The sequence below is a fragment of the Streptomyces sp. NPDC001634 genome (genome assembly GCF_040298185.1).
Lineage (GTDB): Bacteria > Actinomycetota > Actinomycetes > Streptomycetales > Streptomycetaceae > Streptomyces.
Map to the genome: position 1 here is coordinate 148,122 of NZ_JBEOZU010000008.1, position 19,143 is coordinate 167,264.

Sequence of the window (19,143 nt, forward strand, 5' to 3'; positions counted from 1 at the left end):
GGAAGGTCCTTTACGAGGGTGCGCGGAGTTACGAAGTGGGCGTCGCGGCGGCTCTACGGCCCGCCCTGGCGACGGAGATCTGGCGCGCGACCCGGGGGCCGAGCACGGAGACGACGAGCAGGACGCCGGTGACGACGATCTGCGACTGTGCGGAGACGTTGAGGAGGCTCATCACGTTCTGCAGCGCGCCCAGCAGGAACACCCCGGCGATGGCTCCGCCGAGCGTGCCCTTGCCGCCGTCGAAGTCGATACCGCCGAGCAGTACCGACGCCACGACGGAGAGTTCGAGCCCGGTGGCGTTGTCGTAGCGGGCGCTGGCGTAGTGCAGTGCCCAGAAGACACCGGTGAGCGAGGCCATGAATCCGGTGGCGATGAACAGGGTCAGCTTGGCCCGCTTGACCCGGATGCCCGCGAACCGTGCGGCCTCCTCGCTGGCGCCGACCGCGAACAGAGACCTGCCGAACGGGGTTGCGTGCAGCACGACCACCGCGATCGCGAGCAGCACCAGGAAGGGGAGGAACGCCTGCGGCAGGAAGGTGTTCCCGATGCGTCCGGCCGCGAAGTCCAGGTACTGCGTGGGGAAGTCGGTCACCGCGTCCGAGCCGAGCACGATCTGTGCGATGCCCCGGTAGGCGGCGAGGGTACCGATGGTGACGGCGAGGGACGGCAGTCCGAGACGGGTCACCAGCAGGCCGTTGACCAGCCCGCACACCACTCCGAGGAGCAGACACAGCGGGATGATGGTCTCGATGGCCATGCCGTCGTTCCACAGCTTGCCCATCACGGCACCCGACAGGCCGGCCGTGGAGGCGACGGACAGGTCGATCTCTCCCGCGACGACGAGGAGGGTCATCGGCAGGGCGATCAGCGCGATCGGCAGGGTGTTGCCGATCAGGAACGACAGGTTGAGGGCGTTGCCGAAGCCGTCCACGAAGGAGAACGACAGCAGCAGGATGAGGAGGAGCAGCGCGCCCACGACGGTGTCCCAGCGGATCGCGCGCGTCAACGAGTCAGGCATGGCGGGCGTTCCTCTTCTTCAGGGCCTGGGCCACGCGCAGCGCGACGACGCGGTCGACGGCGATGGCGAGGAGGAGCAGGATGCCGTTGATGGCGAGCACCCAGACGGAGCTGACGCCGAGGGCGGGCAGCACGCTGTTGATGGAGGTCAGCAGCAGCGCGCCGAGGGCCGCGCCGTAGACGCTGCCGGAGCCGCCGGTGAAGACGACGCCACCGACCACGACCGCGCTGACGACGGTGAGTTCGTAGCCGTTGCCGGTACCGGAGTCGACGTTGCCGAACCGGGCGAGGTACAGCGCACCCGCGAGCCCGGCGAGGGCGCCGCAGAAGGTGTACGCGGTCAGGATCCGCTTGCGTACGGGGATACCGGCGAGCCGCGCGGCCTCGGGGTTGGAGCCGAGCGCGTACAGCTCACGTCCGCTGCCGAAGTGCTTGAGGTAGGAGGCGGTCGCGACCAGGACCGCCAGGGCGATGAGGGCCAGCCAGGGGATCGCCGAGACACCGCCCGAGCCGAAGTCGACGAATCCGCCGGGGAGGTCGGCCGCGGTGATCTGGCGCGAGCCGACCCAGATGGAGTCGATGCCGCGGATGATGTACAGCGTGCCGAGGGTGACCACGAGTGCGGGCACCTGGCCGAGGCTGACGAGCAGCCCGTTCAGCAGGCCGAAGCCGATCCCGAGCAGGATCGCGAGGACCAGTGCGACGACCGCGTTTCCGCCGCCGTGCAGATATGTGCCGGCCGCGAAGGCGCTGATGCCGAGGGTCGAGCCGACCGACAGGTCGACGTTCCGGGTGATCACGACCAGTGACTGGCCGGTCGCGACCAGGACCAGGATGGTCGCGTTCAGCAGCAGGTCCTTGATGCCCTGCTCGGAGAGGAACTCGCTGTTGCCCGCCTGGGTGACGGCGATCATCACCAGGAAGACGACCAGGATGGCGAGTTCGCGCATCTTGAAGACGCGGTCGACAAGCCGGGTGCCGCTGGACTTGGGCGCCTCGGCGGCGGGCGCGGGATTGGGCGCGGTCACCGTCATGCGGCGGCCCTCCCGGTGACGATCGGGGTCATTCGGGCAGCCCTCTCGGTGGCTGTCATGCGGCAACCCTCCCGGTGGCGGCGGCCATCACGGTTTCCTCGGTGGCTTCGGAGCGCGGAATCTCGGCGGTGAGCCGGCCCTCGTGCATGACGAGCACGCGGTCGGCCATGCCGAGGATCTCGGGCAGGTCGGAGGAGATCATCAGGACGGCGACCCCGTCGGCGGCCAGCTGGGACAGCAGCCGGTGCACCTCGGCCTTGGTACCGACATCGATGCCACGGGTCGGCTCGTCGACGATCAGCACCTTGGGACCGGTGGCCAGCCACTTGGCGAGGACGACCTTCTGCTGGTTGCCCCCGGACAGGGTGGAAACGGCGTCGGCGATCCGGGCGTACTTCACCTGGAGCCTGACGGCCCAGTCGAGGGAGCGGCTGCGCTCGGCGCCGCGGTCCACGAGCCCGGCCCGGACCGTCGTGCGCAGTCCGGTGAGGCCGATGTTCCGCTCGATGGACATGTCCATCACCAGCCCCTGGGCGCGCCGGTCCTCGGGGACGAGGGCGAGCCCTGCGGCCATGGCGGTGGAGGGTGCGCCGTTGGTCAGCGCCTTGCCGTCCACCTCGACCTCGCCGGCATCCCAGCGGTCGATGCCGAAGACGGCCCGCGCCACCTCCGTACGGCCGGCGCCGACGAGCCCGGCGAGACCGACGATCTCACCGCGCCGCACGTCGAACGACACATCGGTGAAGACGCCCTCACGAGTCAGCCGCCGTACGCTCAGGGCGACCTGCCCGGGTTTCACGTCCTGCTTGGGATAGAGCTCGTCGAGATCGCGTCCGACCATCCGGCGCACAAGATCGTCCTCGGTCATCCCTTCCAGGGGCTCGCTGGAGATCCAGGCGCCGTCGCGCAGGGTGGTCACCCGCCGGCAGATCTGGAAGATCTCCTCCAGCCGGTGGGAGATGAACAGCACGGCCGCGCCCTGCTCGCGCAGCGTGCGGACGACACCGAAGAGCCGGGCCACCTCGCTGCCGGTGAGGGCCGCCGTCGGTTCGTCCATGATCAGGACGCGGGCGTCGAAGGAGAGCGCCTTGGCGATCTCGACGATCTGCTGGTCGGCGATGGACAGGCCGCGCGCAGGACGCTCCGGGTCGAGGTCGACGCCGAGGCGGCGCATCAGGGCCGTGGTGGCCGCGTTGGTGGCCTTGTGGTCGATACGGCCGAGGGCGCGCCGGGGCTGGCGGCCCATGAAGATGTTCTCGGCGATCGACAGGTCGGGGAAGAGGGTCGGTTCCTGGTAGATCACGGCGATACCGGCGTCACGTGCGTCGGCCGGGCCATGGAAGACGGTCGGCTCGCCGTCGAGCAGTACCTGGCCGGCGTCCGGTCGGTGCACCCCGGCGAGCGTCTTGATGAGGGTCGACTTGCCCGCGCCGTTCTCACCGGCGAGGGCGTGCACCTCACCGGGGAACAGCTCCAGGGACACGTCACGCAGAGCGCGTACGGCGCCGAAGGACTTGGAGATGTCCCTGAGCGCCAGCACCGGGGCCGGACCCGTGTCGGACGGGTGGGTCATGGGAGCTCCTCGACGACGCCGGCGGGGCGGCCCTCACCGCGTCGTGAAAGGTTTCAACTTGGTTGCCGGGACGTTAGGCGCGCCAGCCATGTCACGTCAATGGGGTCGCGTCGAAAAAGTTTCGATAGCCAAAGGTCACTGCGGAGTCACGAGGAGCCGGGTGCGACAGAAGGCTTGACACCCTCTGAGGGGGCTCATAGCTTGCCGTCCTGAATCGTTTCATGGAGTTGTTTTCAACTGACGCCACAGGAGCCCCGAAGTGACCGAGCTCGCCGCAGTGAAGGCCGCGCTGAAGACCCAGGCCGTCGAGACGCCGTCATGGGCGTACGGGAACTCGGGCACGCGCTTCAAGGTGTTCGCGCAGCCGGGAGTCCCGCGCAATCCACGCGAGAAACTGGACGACGCCGCGAAGGTGCACGAGTTCACGGGTGCCGCACCGACCGTGGCGCTGCACATTCCGTGGGACAAGGTCGACGACTACGCGGCGCTGGCCAAGCACGCGGAGGAGCGCGGCCTGAAGCTGGGGGCGATCAACTCCAACACCTTCCAGGACGACGACTACAAACTCGGCAGCATCTGCCACCCCGAGGCGGCAGTACGCCGCAAGGCCGTGGACCACCTGCTGGAATGCGTCGACATCATGGACGCGACGGGGTCGAGGGACCTGAAACTGTGGTTCGCCGACGGCACGAACTACCCCGGCCAGGACGACATCCGACAGCGCCAGGACCGGCTCGCCGAGGGACTTGCGGAGGTCTACGAACGGCTCGGCGACGGACAGCGGATGCTCCTTGAATACAAGTTCTTCGAACCCGCCTTCTACACCACCGACGTCCCCGACTGGGGCACCGCATACGCCCACTGCCTCAAACTCGGCCCCAAGGCACAGGTCGTCGTCGACACCGGCCACCACGCCCCCGGGACCAATATCGAGTTCATCGTCGCCACCCTCCTGCGCGAAGGAAAGCTCGGCGGGTTCGACTTCAACTCCCGCTTCTACGCCGACGACGACCTCATGGTCGGAGCAGCGGACCCCTTCCAGCTCTTCCGCATCATGTACGAGGTCGTCCGCGGCGGCGGCCTCGGTCCGGACGTCGCCTTCATGCTCGACCAGTGCCACAACATCGAACCCAAGATCCCGGCGATCATCCGATCGGTGATGAATGTGCAGGAGGCGACGGCGAAGGCGCTGCTCGTCGACCGGGAGGCCCTGGCCGAGGCACAGAGGACCGGTGACGTCCTCGGGGCGAACGCCGTGCTCATGGACGCCTACAACACCGACGTACGACCCCTGCTCGCCCAGGTGCGGGAAGAACTGGGACTCGACCCCGACCCCGTCGCCGCGTACCGCCGCTCCGGCTGGGCCGACACCATCGCCGCCGAGCGCGTCGGCGGACAACAGGCCGGATGGGGCGCCTGAGGTTCCGCGAGGCCGGGGCGCTGCCAGGCCCTGTCGTCAAACTCTCTTCCCCGGTCTTCGGCCCGGGAGGTGCCCCCAGCCCCGCGACGCCATGCACGCTCCCCCAAGCTGTTCGAGCAGGGGACCCCTGCTCGCCGCACCGGGCACAGACCCAAATACATCCAGTACGACGGCCTGTACCCGGCACGCCGGGAGCACGCTCCCCCACTCTCGGCTTCGCTCGGGCGGGAGGGGCCCCACGGCGCCGGAGAGCCCACCCTCCGGGCGGACGGCGGGAGTTTGACGAGGGGACCTGGGGCCGGCTCCGGCCGAGTGTGGCATGCCGCTCGTGGAGTAATCGGCGGTTCGGTCTGTTCGGCCGTGTCACGCTGTGGTCCTGTTTGATCACGGTCGTGTCAGGAGGCCGGGTGAACCGCTCGCGTGAGTGGCTGTATGGGCGGATCCGCCGTGACCGGGCCACCGGGCGCTCGTGATGGCGGGAGGGAAAGAGGGGAAGGAACCGAAGCAGCCGCGCCTTCCTGACCTGAGGTCGCGTCTGCGCTCCGAGCTGGGCCGGATCGACGAGCAGTTGGGCGGCCTGCTCGACGCCATGGAACGGCTTCAGGGCCTGCTGAACGCGGTGGTGGCCATCAGCCGGGAGGTGGAGCTGAATGCGGTGCTGTACCGCATCGTGACCACCGCCATGGACCTGGTCGGCACCCGCTACGGGGCGCTGGGAGTGGTCGACGAGTCCGGCGAGCGCTTGGGGCAGTTCATCGCCGCCGGGCTGTCGGAGCAGCAACGCGCCGACCTGAGCGGGGTCGGCCTGCCCCTCGGTCTGGGTGTCCTCGGGTACCTGATCCGCCACCCCGAGCCCCTGCGGATCGACGACATCTCCGCCCACCCGGCCTCCGTCGGGTTCCCGCCGGGGCATCCGCACCTGCGCACCCTGCTTGGCGTCGCCATCATCGTTCGCGGCGAGATCTACGGTGACCTCTACCTCTCCGAGCGGCTCGACGGACAGCCCTTCGACGTCAACGACGAGAACATCCTTGTCGCCCTGGCCAGCGCCGCCGGGATCGCGATCGACAACGTCCGTCTGTTTGAACGCGTTCGTGCCGGATCCGAGCAGTTCCAGCGGCTTCTGCTACCCACCCTGCCCGATCTGCGGCCTTTCACCGCAGCCGCCATCTACCGGCCCGCCGCCGAGCCCAGCCGGCTCGGCGGGGACTGGTACGACGCCATGCTGCTGCCCGACAACGTGGTGGCGGTCGTCATCGGCGACGTGGTCGGTCACGATCTGGAGGCCGCGGCCGCCATGGCGGCCACCCGCAATATGCTGCGCGCCCTGCTGTTCGAACAGCGCAACCCGCCCGGCGCGGTCCTTTCCCAGCTCGACCGCACCCTGCACGCCATCACCGACAACCCCGTCACCACCACCAGCCTGGCTCGCATCGAACCCGACGGGCCGGCCTGGAGACTGCACTGGAGCAGCGCGGGCCACGTCCCACCGCTGCTGATCACCCCCGAACGACGCGCGGAATTCCTGTTCGCCGAACCCGGGCTACCGCTCGGGGTCGACACCGAGCAGCCCCGCCCCGACCACACTCACCCCCTGCTCCCGGACACCACCGTGGTCTTCTTCACCGATGGACTCGTCGAACACCCCGAGCACCCCATCGACGAGAGTCTGAAAGAGCTGGCAGATCTCGCCATCGCCCATGCCGACCTCCCCCTGGAGGACTTCGTCCAGGCGCTCGCCGACCACCATCCGAGCGACGGTCACGACGACATGGCCATCCTCGCCGTGCGTACGCCGCACAGCTGACCCCGCACTCGACGAGATCATCAGGGTTCCCTCTGCGCGCGACGCCCCCCGTTGCCGCAGGCCCGAGCAGCGGTGACGTGGTGGATCCGTCATGGCCGACGGACGATGGACTACAGAGCGAAGCCGATGGGGAGACCTCCCGATGAGTGTCGCGCGGCATGAAATGCTCCGGCGCGGTGGCGTGACCGCCCTGGAGATCTGCGCCGTCGCCGCGCTGTATTACGTCACCGGCAAACTGGGGCTGCTCCAACAGCTGGTTCGTGGCCAGGTCACCCCGCTGTGGCCGCCCACCGGCATCGCCCTGGCCGGCCTGCTTCTCCTGGGCCCGCAGATCTGGCCCGGCATCGCCCTCGGCGCGTTCCTGATCAATATCTCACTCGGGCCGTCGCTCCCCGCCGTGCTCGTGATCATGGCGGGAAACACGCTCGCGCCCATCTGTGCGTACGTTCTGCTCCGCCGCGCTGGATTCCATATCGAAATGGACCGCATATGGGATGCGCTCGTGCTTGTCTTCCTGGGCGCGTTCGCCGGGACGCTCGTCAGTGCGACGGTGGGCAGCGGCACTTTGCGGCTCGCCGGTGTGCTGTCCTCCGGTGACTTCTGGCCGACGTGGTCGGTCTGGTGGACCGGCGATGCGATGGGCGTCCTGGTGGTCGCACCGGTCCTGTTGGTTCTGCGATCGGCACGGTGGCCGAAGGACGTCCCGCCGTCCCGGTGGGTGGAGGGATCACTGCTCGTGGCGGCCACTGTCTGCGTCGGCTTCCTCGAGACCGGTCGCACACCACTGATCTTTCTCGGCTTCCCGGTCCTCATCTGGGCGGCCTTCCGCTTCCAGCGGGCCGGGGCCGCACCCTGCGCACTTGCCGTGTCGACCTTCGCCATCCTTGCCGCCGCCGAAAAATCGGGCCCGTTCGCAGGTCACGACCTGCTCAGCAACATGATCACTCTGCAGGCGTTCAACGGCTCCGCCGCGCTGACGGCGCTGATGCTCGGGGCGGCCGTCACCGAGCGCAACCAGGCCCAGACGGAGATCGAGCAGGCCTGCAGGCAGCTCTCCGACATGGTGGCGAGGATCGCACCGGGCAGAGGCGGCCGCCCGGTCCGGCCCTACGACGTAAACGACGTAAACGACGTAAACGATGTAGACGTAGACGTAAACGATGTAAACGACGAAGAAGACGACGACGGCGAACGAGGAGAGGACGGCGGACGGTCCCCGGGGCCGCCGTGACCACCTAGGCGTCCTCGCGCAGCGCCCCCTCGATCTGACTCAGCGCCCGGGTCAGCGGTGCGTAGTCCTGAGGGGCCACGGGCTGGACGAAGTAGCGCTCGACGACGCGGGCGTGGACGGCAGAGGCCTGGAGGAACACCGTACGACCGTGCTCCGTGGGTTCCACCAGGACGCTTCTGCGGTCTTCGGGAGACGGAAGCCGGCGGACCAGACCGGCTTGTTCCATGCGGTCGATGAGGCGAGTGGTGCCCCCGCTGGTGAGCGTGAGGTCGTCCGCCAGTTGACGCTGGGAGACCTCCTCGCCGGGCTGTCGGCACAGCCGGATGAGCACCTCCAGCATCGTGTGACTGATCCCGCACTCCCGTCTCAGTTCGGCGTCGATCCGATGTTCGAGGCGGGTGGCGGACTTGATCAGCAGCCCGAAATCACGAACGAGGTTGCTGTTGGCGGCACGGGCTTCTTCGTCGCCCTGCGGGTCGGCGGCACTCACATGACCGAGTTTACTGCCACTTCATCTAATGACTCCTCAACTACTGATAGCTCATTTGCTGAGCAGTCAGCAAAATTCTATGGTGGGCGCAGCACCCCGCCGAGGAGAGGGAGAGATCAGTGGATCTGCGGCACTGGCTCGGCCGAGCCACCGACGCCATACAGGAATGGGCCGACACCTTCGGCCCCTACGAGACGCACCCGTCCCTCCTGGTCGACGACGGCCGCCTGGCCGACGCCTTCGAGGAGTTCACCGGGAGGCTGAAGGACAACTACCCCTTCTTCCACCCGCGCTACGCAGGACAGATGCTCAAGCCGCCGCACCCCGCCGCGGTGGTCGGCTACCTCACCGCCATGCTGATCAACCCCAACAACCACGCCCTGGACGGCGGGCCCGCCACGGCCCGGATGGAACGCGAGGCCGTCGCGCAGCTGGCCGCGATGTTCGGCTACGAAACCCACCTCGGCCACCTCACCACCAGCGGCACGATCGCCAACCTCGAAGCCCTGTTCGTAGCCAGGGAACTCCACCCCGGCCGGGGCATCGCGTACAGCGAGGACGCCCACTACACCCACGGCCGCATGTGTCATGTCCTGGGTCTCGAAGGCCACCCCGTACGCACCGACAGCCGCGGTCGCATCGACCTGGAGGCGCTGGAAGACCTGCTGCGGACGGGACGGGTGGGGACGGTGGTCCTCACGGCTGGCACCACCGGGCTGGGTGCCGTCGACCCCATCCATGAGGCTCTGGCACTTCGGGAAAGCTACGGCGTCCGCATCCACGTGGATGCCGCCTACGGTGGCTTCTTCACCCTGCTGGCGGGCGCCGACGATCCCGCAGGGCTTCCGCCCGGCCCCTGGCGGGCCATCGGGAGTTGCGACTCGGTGGTGGTGGACCCGCACAAGCACGGGCTCCAGCCCTACGGCTGCGGCGCCGTGCTTTTCCGCGATCCCGAAGCAGGACGCTTCTACCTCCACGACTCGCCCTACACGTACTTCACCTCCAGCGAGCTTCACCTCGGGGAGATCAGCCTGGAATGCTCGCGCGCCGGCGCCTCGGCCGCCGCCCTGTGGCTCACCTTCCAGCTGCTCCCGCCGACTCCCGACGGGCTCGGCCGGGTTCTGGCGGCCGGTCGCAGGGCCGCGCTGGAGTGGGCCGACCTGATCATCGCATCGGAGCTCCTGGATCTCTACCAGCAGCCCGAGCTGGACATCGTCACCTACTTCCCGGTCGTCGAACCCGCCTCACTCAGCAGCATCGACACGGCATCCGCGCGCATCCTGGCAGAGGGCATGACCGGCCCGGACCCGGTGTTCCTGAGCACCTTCAGGGCGAGCCGCGAGGCATTCACCGCGCGCCATACCGAGCTCACCGCGGACGCCACGGACGCACGTATCCTGCGCAGCGTCCTGATGAAGCCGGAATCCGAGCACTGCACAGGAGACATACACGCCCGGGTGGAAGGGATCGCCCGAGCCTTCGGCTAGCCGACCACTGCCTGGGTGCCCAGCACGGTGAGCAGGGCGAGGCGTTCGGCGTCCTCGGTGCCGGGCTCGGCCGTGTAGACGATGATGTGCAGATCGGTGCCCGCCACGGTGAGCACATCGCAGTCCAGTGTCAGAGTGCCCACCTGCGGATGATCGACGGTCTTGCGCGCGGCCTCGTGGCGGCCGACGGCGCCGGAGTCCCACAGCTCGGCGAACCGGTCGCTGTTCGCCCGCAGTTCCGTGACCAGGCGCCGCAGCCGCCGGTCGGCCGGGTAGCGGTCGGCGGCCGCGCGCAGGTCGGCGACCAGTGCGGCCTCGACGGCGCGCCGGGACTCCGGTGTGTGCCGGACGCGGCTGCCCTGACCCCGGCCCACCAGTTGGCGCCACACGGCGTTGCGCTCGTTGCCACGCCATCCGGAGGGATCGCCCATCAGCGCCGCGTACGGCGGGTTGGCCACGATCAGCGTCCAGGTTGCGTCGGAGACCGCGACGGGAGTCCCGGTCAGCCTGTCCAGGAGCCGCTGAACGCTCGGCGTGATGTGCGCGGGTACGGTGTCCGGGCCCGCAAGCGCCAGCCCGGCAAGCCGGAACAGATGCGCCCGCTCGGTGCCCGACAACCGCAGGGCGCGGGCCAGGGCCTCGACGACCTGGGCCGACGGATTGGATGCGCGGCCCTGTTCGAGGCGGGTGACGTAGTCGACGGAGATCCCGGCCAGCTGCGCCAGCTCCTCCCGGCGCAGCCCGGGTGCGCGCCGGTGCCCGCCGGCGGGAAGCCCCACGGCCTCCGCCGCAACCCGGTCGCGCCAGCGGCGCACCGCCTTGCCGAATTCCGCCGTCACCATGCCGACCAGTGTGCACGGCCGGCCGTGGGGGTGCCTGGTACCAGCAGTCCCAGGAAGACGGGTCCTCTGGCCGACCGCACGGTCCGGGCGGAAATCTGGAGGCATGACAACAACACTCATCACCGGAGCCAACAAGGGTCTCGGCTTCGAGACCGCCCGCCGTCTCATCGCAGCGGGCCACACCGTCTACATCGGCAGCCGGGACGCCGAACGCGGACGCCGGGCCGCCGGGCAGCTGGGCGCGCGGATGGTTCTCCTCGATGTCACCGACGACGACTCCGTGGAGGCCGCGGCGAAAGGCATCGAGGCCGACGGCGGGCTGGACGTGCTGGTCAACAACGCCGGTATCGAACAGCGGACCCCGGACGGAGGCGTGGTCGGCGCCGCGGAGCTGACCGCCGACATGATGCGGACGGTGTTCGAGACGAACGTCTTCGGCGTGGTGCGCGTCACCCATGCGTTCCTGCCTCTGCTGCAGCGTTCCACCGCGCCGGTCGTGGTCAACGTCAGCAGCGGCCTGGCCTCGCTGGCCCGGGTCTCTGCCGAGGGCACACCGACGTACGCCTACCCCGGGGTCGCCTATCCGGCGTCGAAGACCGCTATCAACATGATCACCGTGCAGTACGCGAAGGCGTTCCCCGGCATGCGTATCAACGCGGTGGAGCCCGGTTACACCGCGACGGACCTGAACCATCACACGGGCACGCAGACCGTCGAGGAGGGCGCCGAGATCATCGTGCGCATGGCGCAGGTGGGCCCCGACGGTCCGACCGGAGGCTACTTCGACGCCGAGGGACGCCTCCCCTGGTGAGAGGAGACGCCCCGGGCACCCGGTGAAGCACCGCTCGCCGTTACTCCGCCTCCTCCTCCGACGCGCCAAAGGGGTGCCGGATCGCGACGGGCGGCCAGGTGGGTGCGGTGTACGGCCGACGGAAGGTGCGCCGGCCCGAGCCGACCTCGAACGGGGCCGCGTCACCGGGGAGTCGGACCTCGGCCCGGGTGTTCGGCGGAACGAGGACATCCACCACGAGCGTGTCGTCCTCGATCCGCCGGCCCGCCTCGGCCCGCCCGTACGCGGTCTGGTGCGCGGCCTTCGCACAGGTGAGGTTGCCGCCGGATACGGGGGCGATCCGCAGCCGGCCCCAGCCGGGTTCCGCGGCTTCGAGGCCGGCCACCGTGCGGTGCAGCCAGTCGGCGACCGCGCGAGCGCGTAGTCGTTGAACGAGGTCCTCTCGCCCGGGTTGGTCGTCCCGTCGGGCAACATCGAGTCCCAGCGCTCCCAGACGGTCGTGGCGCCATTGGTCACCGGGTACGGCCAGGACGGGCAGACCTGTTCGAGGAGCATGCGGTACGCGTGCTGCGGCTCGCCCGCCGCGCACAGGGCGTCGCAGATCAGCGGCGTACCGGCGAATCCGGTGGCGATGCGGAAGCCCGCCTTGCGCACGATGTGGGCCAACCGCTCCGCGGCACCCCGTGGTTGACGCTCAGTCGGGAGCAGCGCGAAGCACAGCCCGAGGGCTTACGCCGTCTGCGTGTCACTGGACATCCGTCCGCAGCAATTGTGAAACGTTTCACGCGCGGTGAGGGGCGATGGTCTCAGCGTCAAGAGGGGCGCCACAAAAGAAGGCCCGCCGCACCCGAAGTGCGTTTCCGCAGGATCGCGGCGACATCTTGACGGGGTTGCCGGTTGCCATTAGGTTCCTGAAACGATTCAGACAGTCCGATCGGCATCGGCGCCGCCCCCCGGAGGAACACAGACATGGCACCCCACCCCGAAGCCGCCGCCCTGCTCGCCCGTTCTCATCGGCTCGGTGCCGACCCCCGGAACACCAACTACGCCGGAGGCAACGCCTCCGCGAAGGGCACCGGCACCGATCCCGTGACCGGCGGCGACATCGAGCTGATGTGGGTCAAGGGGTCCGGCGGCGACCTCGGCACCCTCACGGAGGCCGGGCTGGCGGTGCTGCGGCTGGACCGGCTGCGGGCCCTGAAGGACGTGTACCCGGGCGTCGAGCGCGAGGACGAGATGGTCGCCGCGTTCGACTACTGTCTGCACGGCAAGGGCGGTGCGGCCCCCTCCATCGACACCGCCATGCATGGTCTGGTGGACGCGGCCCATGTCGACCATCTCCACCCGGACTCCGGAATCGCGCTCGCCTGCGCCGCCGACGGCGAGAAGCTGACCGCCGAGTGCTTCGGTGACACGGTGGTGTGGGTACCGTGGCGGCGGCCGGGCTTCCAGCTCGGTCTGGACATCGCGGCCGTCAAGGAGGCCAACCCGCGGGCCATCGGTTGCGTTCTCGGCGGTCATGGCATCACCGCGTGGGGCGAGTCTGCGGACGAGTGCGAGCGCAATTCGCTGCACATCATCCGCACTGCCGAGGCGTTCCTCGCCGAGCGCGGGAAGCCGGAGCCGTTCGGTCCGGCGATCGACGGGTACGAGGCGCTGCCCGAGGCCGAGCGGCGGGAGCGGGCCGCGGCCCTGGCCCCGTACATTCGCGCGATCGCCTCGCAGGACAAGGCGCAGGTCGGCCACTTCACCGACGCCGATGTCGTACTCGACTTCCTCGCCCGTACCGAGCACCCACGGCTGGCCGCGCTCGGCACCTCGTGCCCGGACCACTTCCTGCGGACCAAGGTACGGCCGCTGGTCCTCGACCTGCCGCCGGCCGCGCCCCTAAAGGAGGCGATCGCCCGGCTGAAGGAGCTGCACACCGAGTACCGCGAGGAGTACGCCGCCTACTACGAGCGGCACGCCCTGCCCGACTCCCCCGCGATGCGCGGCGCCGACCCGGCGATCGTGCTCGTCCCGGGTGTCGGGATGTTCTCCTTCGGCAAGGACAAGCAGACCGCCCGGGTGGCCGGCGAGTTCTACGTCAACGCCATCAACGTGATGCGCGGTGCGGAGGCCGTGTCGACATACGCGCCGATCGAGGAGTCGGAGAAGTTCCGCATCGAGTACTGGGCGCTGGAGGAGGCCAAGCTCCAGCGGATGCCGAAGCCCAAGCCGCTCGCCACGCGGGTGGCGCTGGTGACGGGTGCGGGCAGCGGGATCGGGAAGGCGATCGCGCACCGGCTGGTCGCCGAAGGTGCGTGCGTCGTCGTCGCGGACCTGAACGGGGAGAACGCGCAGGCCGTCGCCGAGGAGCACGGCGGTGCGGACAGGGCCGTCGCCGTCACCGTGGACGTCACGTCCGAGGAGCAGATCGCCAAGGCCTTCAAGGCCGCCGTGCTGGCCTTCGGCGGAGTCGACCTGGTGGTCAACAACGCGGGCATCTCCATCTCCAAGCCGCTGCTGGAGACTTCGGCCAGGGACTGGGACCTCCAGCACAACATCATGGCCCGCGGCTCCTTCCTCGTCTCGCGCGAGGCGGCCCGGGTGATGACTGCCCAGGGCCTGGGCGGCGACATCATCTACATCGCCTCCAAGAACGCGGTCTTCGCCGGTCCGAACAACATCGCGTACTCCGCCACCAAGGCCGACCAGGCTCATCAAGTACGGCTGCTGGCCGCCGAGTTGGGCGAGCACGGCATCCGGGTCAACGGTGTCAATCCGGACGGTGTGGTGCGCGGCTCCGGGATCTTCGCGGGCGGCTGGGGCGCGCAGCGGGCGGCGGTGTACGGGGTGGAGGAGGAGAAGCTGGGCGAGTTCTACGCCCAGCGGACCATCCTGAAGCGGGAGGTGCTGCCGGAGCACGTCGCGAACGCCGTGTTCGCCCTGACGGGCGGGGACCTGACCCATACCACCGGACTGCTGGTACCGGTCGACGCGGGTGTGGCGGCCGCGTTCCTGCGATGAGCGCCGCCGTGAAGTCGTACGCCGCGGTCGATCTCGGCGCGTCCAGCGGGCGCGTCATGGTCGGCCGCGTGGGCCCCGGCACCCTGGAGCTCACCGAGGCGCACCGGTTCCCCAACCGGCCCGTGCGCGTCCCCGAGGGACTGCGCTGGGACATCCTCTCCCTGTACGCGGGCGTCCTGGACGGATTGCGCGCGACCGGCGGAGTCGACTCGGTCGGCATCGACAGCTGGGCGGTGGACTACGGTCTCCTGGACGCGGACGGGGTGCTGCTCGGCAACCCGGTCCACTACCGCGACGCCCGCACCGACGGGATCGCGGAGAAGGTGTGGGCGACCGTGCCGGCGGAGGAGCTGTACGCCGGCACGGGGCTGCAGTACGCGCCCTTCAACACGCTGTACCAGCTGACGGCGGCTCGTTCCTCGGCCGGGTTCGCGCAGGCCGAGCGCCTGTTGCTCATCCCGGATCTGCTCGCGTACTGGCTCACGGGCGAGCAGGGCACCGAGCTGACCAACGCGTCGACCACCCAGCTCATCGACCCCCGCACGCGCGACTGGTCGTACGGCATCGCGGGCCGGCTGGGCATCGATCTGAGCCTGTTCGCGCCGCTGCGGCAGCCGGGCGATCCGGCGGGTGCGCTGCGGCCGGAGGTGCTGGAGGCGACCGGGCTGACGGGTCCGGTGCCGGTGACGACCGTCGGCTCGCACGACACGGCGTCCGCGGTGGCCGCCGTCCCGGCCGCAGGTGAGCGGTTCGCGTACATCTGCACCGGCACCTGGTCCCTGGCCGGCCTGGAGCTGGCGGCTCCGGTGCTGACCGAGGCGAGTCGTGCCGCCAACTTCACCAACGAGCTGGGGCTGGACGGCACGGTCCGCTATCTGCGCAACATCATGGGGCTGTGGCTGCTCCAGGAGTGCGTACGGGAATGGGGCGATCCGGACCTGCCGGAGCTGTTGGCGGCGGCGGCCGGCGTACCGGCGCTGCGGTCCGTGGTGGACGCCGGTGACGCGGCGTTTCTGGCACCCGGCCGGATGCCGACGCGCATCGCCGAGGCGTGCCGTGCCTCCGCGCAGCCGGTGCCCGAGTCCCCCGCCGAAGTCACGCGGTGCATCCTCGACTCGCTCGCGCTCGCCCACCGCCGCGCGGTTGCCGATGCCCAGCGGCTCGCCGACCACCCGGTCGACGTCGTGCACATCGTCGGGGGCGGCACCCGCAACGCGCTCCTGTGTCAGCTGACCGCCGACGCCTGCGGGCTGCCGGTGGTGGCCGGTCCGACGGAGGCCGCGGCGCTCGGGAACATCCTCGTCCAGGCCCGCGCCCACGGGCTCGTCGGCGGCCGTGCCGAGATGCGGCAACTGCTCGCCTGCACCCAGCCGTTGACGCGGTACGAGCCGCGGGGCGACACGGGACCCTGGCGCGAGGCCGAATCCCGGCTCGCCACGCCGTGAGCCGGGGTCTCCCCGAGGCAGCCTCGGCCGATTACCCTGCACTCATCCGATGATCGACCACAAGGAGCCGCGATGCGTGTCGCCCTGTTCCTGACCTGTGTCAATGACACAATCTATCCGGACACCGGCCGCGCCGTGGTGAAACTCCTGACCAGGCTGGGCGTCGAGGTCGACTTCCCGATGGCGCAGACCTGTTGCGGGCAGGCGCACTACAACACCGGATACCGTCATGAGGCCGAGCCGCTTGCGGTGAAGTTCTCCGATGTATTCCGGGAGTACGAGGCGATCGTGACGCCGTCCGGGTCGTGTGGGGCGATGGTGCGGGAGCTGTATCCGCGGCTGGGTGAGCGGGCGCGAGCGGAGGGGCGCGGGGACACGCTCGCGGCCACCCTGGCTCCCGTGATCCCGAAGACGTACGAGCTCACGGAGTTCCTGGTGGACGTGCTGGGCGTGACGGACGTGGGCGCGTACTACCCGCACACGGTGACGTACCACCCGACCTGCCACGGGCTGCGCAGCCTCGGCCTCGGCGACCGTCCGACGCGGCTGCTCCGGGCCGTCAAGGGACTGGAGTTGGTCCAGCTGCCGGGTGCCGAGGAGTGCTGCGGCTTCGGCGGCACCTTCGCCCTGAAGAACTCCGATGTCTCGGCGGCCATGGGCGTCGACAAGGTGCGCAACGCCGAGTCGACGGGCGCCGAGGTGCTCTGCGCCGCGGACAACTCCTGTCTGATGCACATCGGCGGGACGATGGCGCGGCTGAGCGTCGGGATGCGGCCGGTGCACATCGCGGAGATCCTGGCGAGCACCGAAGAGGAGCCGCTGGTATGAGCCTCGTCGTCCGGGTGAAGGGGCAGAAGGCATGAGCGGGACGTTCGTCGGGATGCCGGCGTTCCCGAAGGCCGCGCACGAGGCGGTCGGCAACAAGACCCTGCGCGGGAACCTTCGGCACGCCACTCACACCATCCGCGCCAAGCGCGCCAAGGCGGTCGCGGAGGTGTCCGACTGGGCGGCACTGCGGGAGGCGGGCCGGCGGATCAAAGACCATACGCTCCGTCATCTCGACCGCTATCTGGAGCAGTTGGAGGACTCTGTCACGGCGGCGGGCGGCATCGTCCACTGGGCCGCCGACGCCGACGAGGCCAACCGGATCGTCGCCGAACTGGTCAAGGCGACGGGCGAGTCGGAGGTCGTCAAGGTCAAGTCGATGGCCACGCAGGAGATCGGCCTCAACGAGGCGCTGGAGGCGGAGGGCATCCGGGCGTACGAGACCGATCTCGCCGAGCTGATCGTGCAGTTGGGCAAGGATCGGCCCTCCCACATCCTGGTCCCCGCGATCCATCGCAACCGCGGCGAGATCCGCGACATCTTCCGCTCCGAGATGGGCGAGTGGGGCCGCCCGGCTCCCGAGGGGCTCACCGACACGCCCGCCGAACTCGCCGAGGCGGCCCGGCTGCATCTGCGCGAGAAGTTCCTGCGTGCCAAGGTGGGGATCTCCGGCGCGAACTTCATGGTCGCCGAGACGGGCACGCTGGTCGTGGTCGAGTCCGAGGGCAACGGGCGGATGTGCCTCACCCTCCCCGAGACGCTGATCTCGGTCGTCGGCATCGAGAAGATCGTGCCGACCTGGCGGGACCTGGAGGTGTTCCTGCAGACGCTGCCCCGCTCGTCGACCGCCGAGCGGATGAACCCGTACACCAGCATGTGGACGGGCACCACGGACTCCGCGACGGCCGACGGCCCGCGGACCTTCCATCTGGTCCTGCTGGACAACGGCCGCACCGACACGCTCGCCGACCAGGTCGGACGCCAGGCGCTGCGCTGCATCCGCTGCTCGGCGTGTCTCAATGTCTGCCCGGTGTACGAGCGGGCCGGCGGCCACGCGTACGGCTCGGTCTACCCGGGTCCGATCGGCGCCATCCTCAGCCCCCAGCTCCGGGGCACGGGAAGCGAGATCGACGCCTCGCTGCCGTACGCGTCCTCGCTGTGCGGGGCCTGCTACGAGGTGTGCCCGGTCGCCATCGACATCCCCGAGGTGCTGGTGCATCTGCGGGAGCGGGTCGTTCAGGGCGGGCCCGTCACGCGGGCCGGCAACAAGGTGGTCCTGAAGCCGGCCAAGGGCCATGCCGCCGAACGGGCGGCGATGCGGGCGGCACGCTGGGCGTTCAGCCACCCGGGCGCGCTGCGCACGGGTCAGCGGCTGGCGTCACGGTCGCGCCGCTTCCACCCGCGGACGCTGCCGGGCCCTGGCAGGGCGTGGAGCGCGAGCCGGGACCTTCCGCCGGTGCCCGCGGAACCGTTCCGCGACTGGTGGCGGCGTACGCACGGCGCAGGCGAAGGGGACGCGAAGTGAGCAGCAGGGATCTGATCCTGGGGCGGGTGCGGCGCGCCCTGGTGGATGTGCCGAAGGACGACACGCCGTACGAGCACGCCGTTTCCCGGGACTATCTGCGGGAACACGGCGAGCGCACCGTCGAGGAGACGGTGGATCTGCTCGCCGAGAACCTCGCCGACTACCGGGCGATCGTGCACCGCTGCGAGGCCGGGGGGCTGGCGGCGCTGATCGCCGGGCTGCTCGCCGAGCGGGGCGCGACATCGGTGCTCGTGCCGCCGGGCCTGGATCTCGAGTGGCTGGCGGCGGCCGGCGCCGAGCGGGTCCCGGACCGGGCCGAGAGCACGGCGCAGGAGCTGGACCAGGTCGACAGCGTGGTCACGGCGTGCGCGGTGGCCATCGCCGAGACCGGCACCATCGTGCTGGACGGCGGCCCCGATCAGGGCCGCCGTCGTATCACCCTGGTCCCGGACCACCACATCTGCGTCGTACGGGTGCCGGACCAGGTCGTCTCCTCCGTCCCCCAGGCCCTGGAACGCCTCGACCCGGCCCGCCCGGCGACCTGGATCTCCGGGCCTTCGGCGACCAGCGACATCGAGCTGGACCGGGTAGAGGGAGTGCATGGGCCGCGCACCCTGGAGGTGGTGCTGGTGAGCACCCTTTGAGAGG

General features: G+C 69.9%; 16 protein-coding genes and 1 pseudogene. 10 read left to right on the forward strand and 7 right to left on the reverse strand.

Annotated features, from left to right (window positions below):
• Window positions 1-28: 28 nt before the first annotated feature.
• Genes ABT186_RS07795 through ABT186_RS07805 form a run of 3 tightly spaced genes read right to left on the reverse strand, consistent with a single transcriptional unit; the run spans window position 29 to window position 3,624 of the window.
• Window positions 29-1,018: an ABC transporter permease gene (locus tag ABT186_RS07795; protein WP_351231256.1), complete on the reverse strand. Its 990-nt coding sequence runs from the start codon at window positions 1,016-1,018 to the stop codon at window positions 29-31.
• Window positions 1,011-2,051, reverse strand: coding sequence for an ABC transporter permease (locus ABT186_RS07800; RefSeq protein WP_351924078.1), 1,041 nt, complete (start codon window positions 2,049-2,051; stop codon window positions 1,011-1,013). Before ABT186_RS07800 ends, ABT186_RS07795 begins: the two co-directional genes overlap by 8 nt.
• A 55-nt stretch (window positions 2,052-2,106) precedes the next feature.
• A complete protein-coding gene (locus ABT186_RS07805; protein WP_351231252.1) occupies window positions 2,107-3,624 on the reverse strand; it encodes a sugar ABC transporter ATP-binding protein in 1,518 nt (505 codons plus the stop codon).
• Between the two features lie 259 nt (window positions 3,625-3,883).
• Between ABT186_RS07805 and rhaI the strand changes: the two genes are divergently transcribed.
• From rhaI to ABT186_RS07820, 3 genes are all read left to right on the forward strand, one after another.
• Window positions 3,884-5,044 carry an L-rhamnose isomerase gene (gene rhaI, locus ABT186_RS07810; protein ID WP_351231250.1) on the forward strand — a complete coding sequence of 387 codons (1,161 nt, stop codon included), beginning with the start codon at window positions 3,884-3,886 and terminating at the stop codon, window positions 5,042-5,044.
• A 472-nt stretch (window positions 5,045-5,516) separates the two neighbouring features.
• Entirely contained in the window at window positions 5,517-6,851 is a 1,335-nt protein-coding gene (locus ABT186_RS07815) for a PP2C family protein-serine/threonine phosphatase (protein WP_351924080.1), read from the forward strand.
• A gap of 142 nt (window positions 6,852-6,993) precedes the next feature.
• Entirely contained in the window at window positions 6,994-8,082 is a 1,089-nt protein-coding gene (locus tag ABT186_RS07820) for an MASE1 domain-containing protein (RefSeq protein WP_351924082.1), read from the forward strand.
• A 4-nt stretch (window positions 8,083-8,086) separates the two neighbouring features.
• On the opposite strand, the gene ABT186_RS07825 is transcribed toward ABT186_RS07820, so the two are convergent.
• Window positions 8,087-8,572: a MarR family winged helix-turn-helix transcriptional regulator gene (locus ABT186_RS07825; RefSeq protein WP_351924084.1), complete on the reverse strand. Its 486-nt coding sequence runs from the start codon at window positions 8,570-8,572 to the stop codon at window positions 8,087-8,089.
• A gap of 119 nt (window positions 8,573-8,691) precedes the next feature.
• Between ABT186_RS07825 and ABT186_RS07830 the strand changes: the two genes are divergently transcribed.
• Entirely contained in the window at window positions 8,692-10,059 is a 1,368-nt protein-coding gene (locus ABT186_RS07830) for a pyridoxal phosphate-dependent decarboxylase family protein (protein ID WP_351924086.1), read from the forward strand.
• Here ABT186_RS07830 and ABT186_RS07835 read toward each other — a convergent pair.
• Window positions 10,056-10,901, reverse strand: coding sequence for a helix-turn-helix transcriptional regulator (locus tag ABT186_RS07835; RefSeq protein WP_351924088.1), 846 nt, complete (start codon window positions 10,899-10,901; stop codon window positions 10,056-10,058). The genes ABT186_RS07830 and ABT186_RS07835 overlap by 4 nt on opposite strands.
• 103 nt (window positions 10,902-11,004) lie before the next feature.
• Here ABT186_RS07835 and ABT186_RS07840 point away from each other — a divergent pair, with 103 nt between their 5' ends.
• Window positions 11,005-11,712, forward strand: a complete 708-nt coding sequence (locus ABT186_RS07840; RefSeq protein WP_351231240.1) for an SDR family NAD(P)-dependent oxidoreductase — start codon at window positions 11,005-11,007, stop codon at window positions 11,710-11,712.
• 40 nt (window positions 11,713-11,752) lie between these two features.
• Here ABT186_RS07840 and ABT186_RS07845 read toward each other — a convergent pair whose 3' ends face one another.
• Entirely contained in the window at window positions 11,753-12,076 is a 324-nt protein-coding gene (locus tag ABT186_RS07845; RefSeq protein WP_351924090.1) for an alpha-L-rhamnosidase C-terminal domain-containing protein, read from the reverse strand.
• 86 nt (window positions 12,077-12,162) lie between these two features.
• Window positions 12,163-12,357 (reverse strand): annotated as a pseudogene (locus tag ABT186_RS07850) (alpha-L-rhamnosidase-related protein); the annotation flags it as partial.
• A 303-nt stretch (window positions 12,358-12,660) separates the two neighbouring features.
• Here ABT186_RS07850 and ABT186_RS07855 point away from each other — a divergent pair.
• The 5 genes from ABT186_RS07855 to ABT186_RS07875 all read left to right on the forward strand — a co-directional run bounded on the left by ABT186_RS07855 (window position 12,661) and on the right by ABT186_RS07875 (window position 19,139).
• A complete protein-coding gene (locus tag ABT186_RS07855; protein WP_351924092.1) occupies window positions 12,661-14,700 on the forward strand; it encodes a bifunctional aldolase/short-chain dehydrogenase in 2,040 nt (679 codons plus the stop codon).
• Between the two features lie 8 nt (window positions 14,701-14,708).
• Entirely contained in the window at window positions 14,709-16,145 is a 1,437-nt protein-coding gene (locus ABT186_RS07860; RefSeq protein WP_502973154.1) for a rhamnulokinase, read from the forward strand.
• 72 nt (window positions 16,146-16,217) lie between these two features.
• Window positions 16,218-16,973, forward strand: a complete 756-nt coding sequence (locus tag ABT186_RS07865; protein WP_351924096.1) for a (Fe-S)-binding protein — start codon at window positions 16,218-16,220, stop codon at window positions 16,971-16,973.
• A 31-nt stretch (window positions 16,974-17,004) separates the two neighbouring features.
• Window positions 17,005-18,495, forward strand: coding sequence for a LutB/LldF family L-lactate oxidation iron-sulfur protein (locus ABT186_RS07870; RefSeq protein WP_351924098.1), 1,491 nt, complete (start codon window positions 17,005-17,007; stop codon window positions 18,493-18,495).
• Window positions 18,492-19,139: a LutC/YkgG family protein gene (locus ABT186_RS07875; protein ID WP_351924100.1), complete on the forward strand. Its 648-nt coding sequence runs from the start codon at window positions 18,492-18,494 to the stop codon at window positions 19,137-19,139. Before ABT186_RS07870 ends, ABT186_RS07875 begins: the two co-directional genes overlap by 4 nt.
• Window positions 19,140-19,143: the final 4 nt, after the last annotated feature.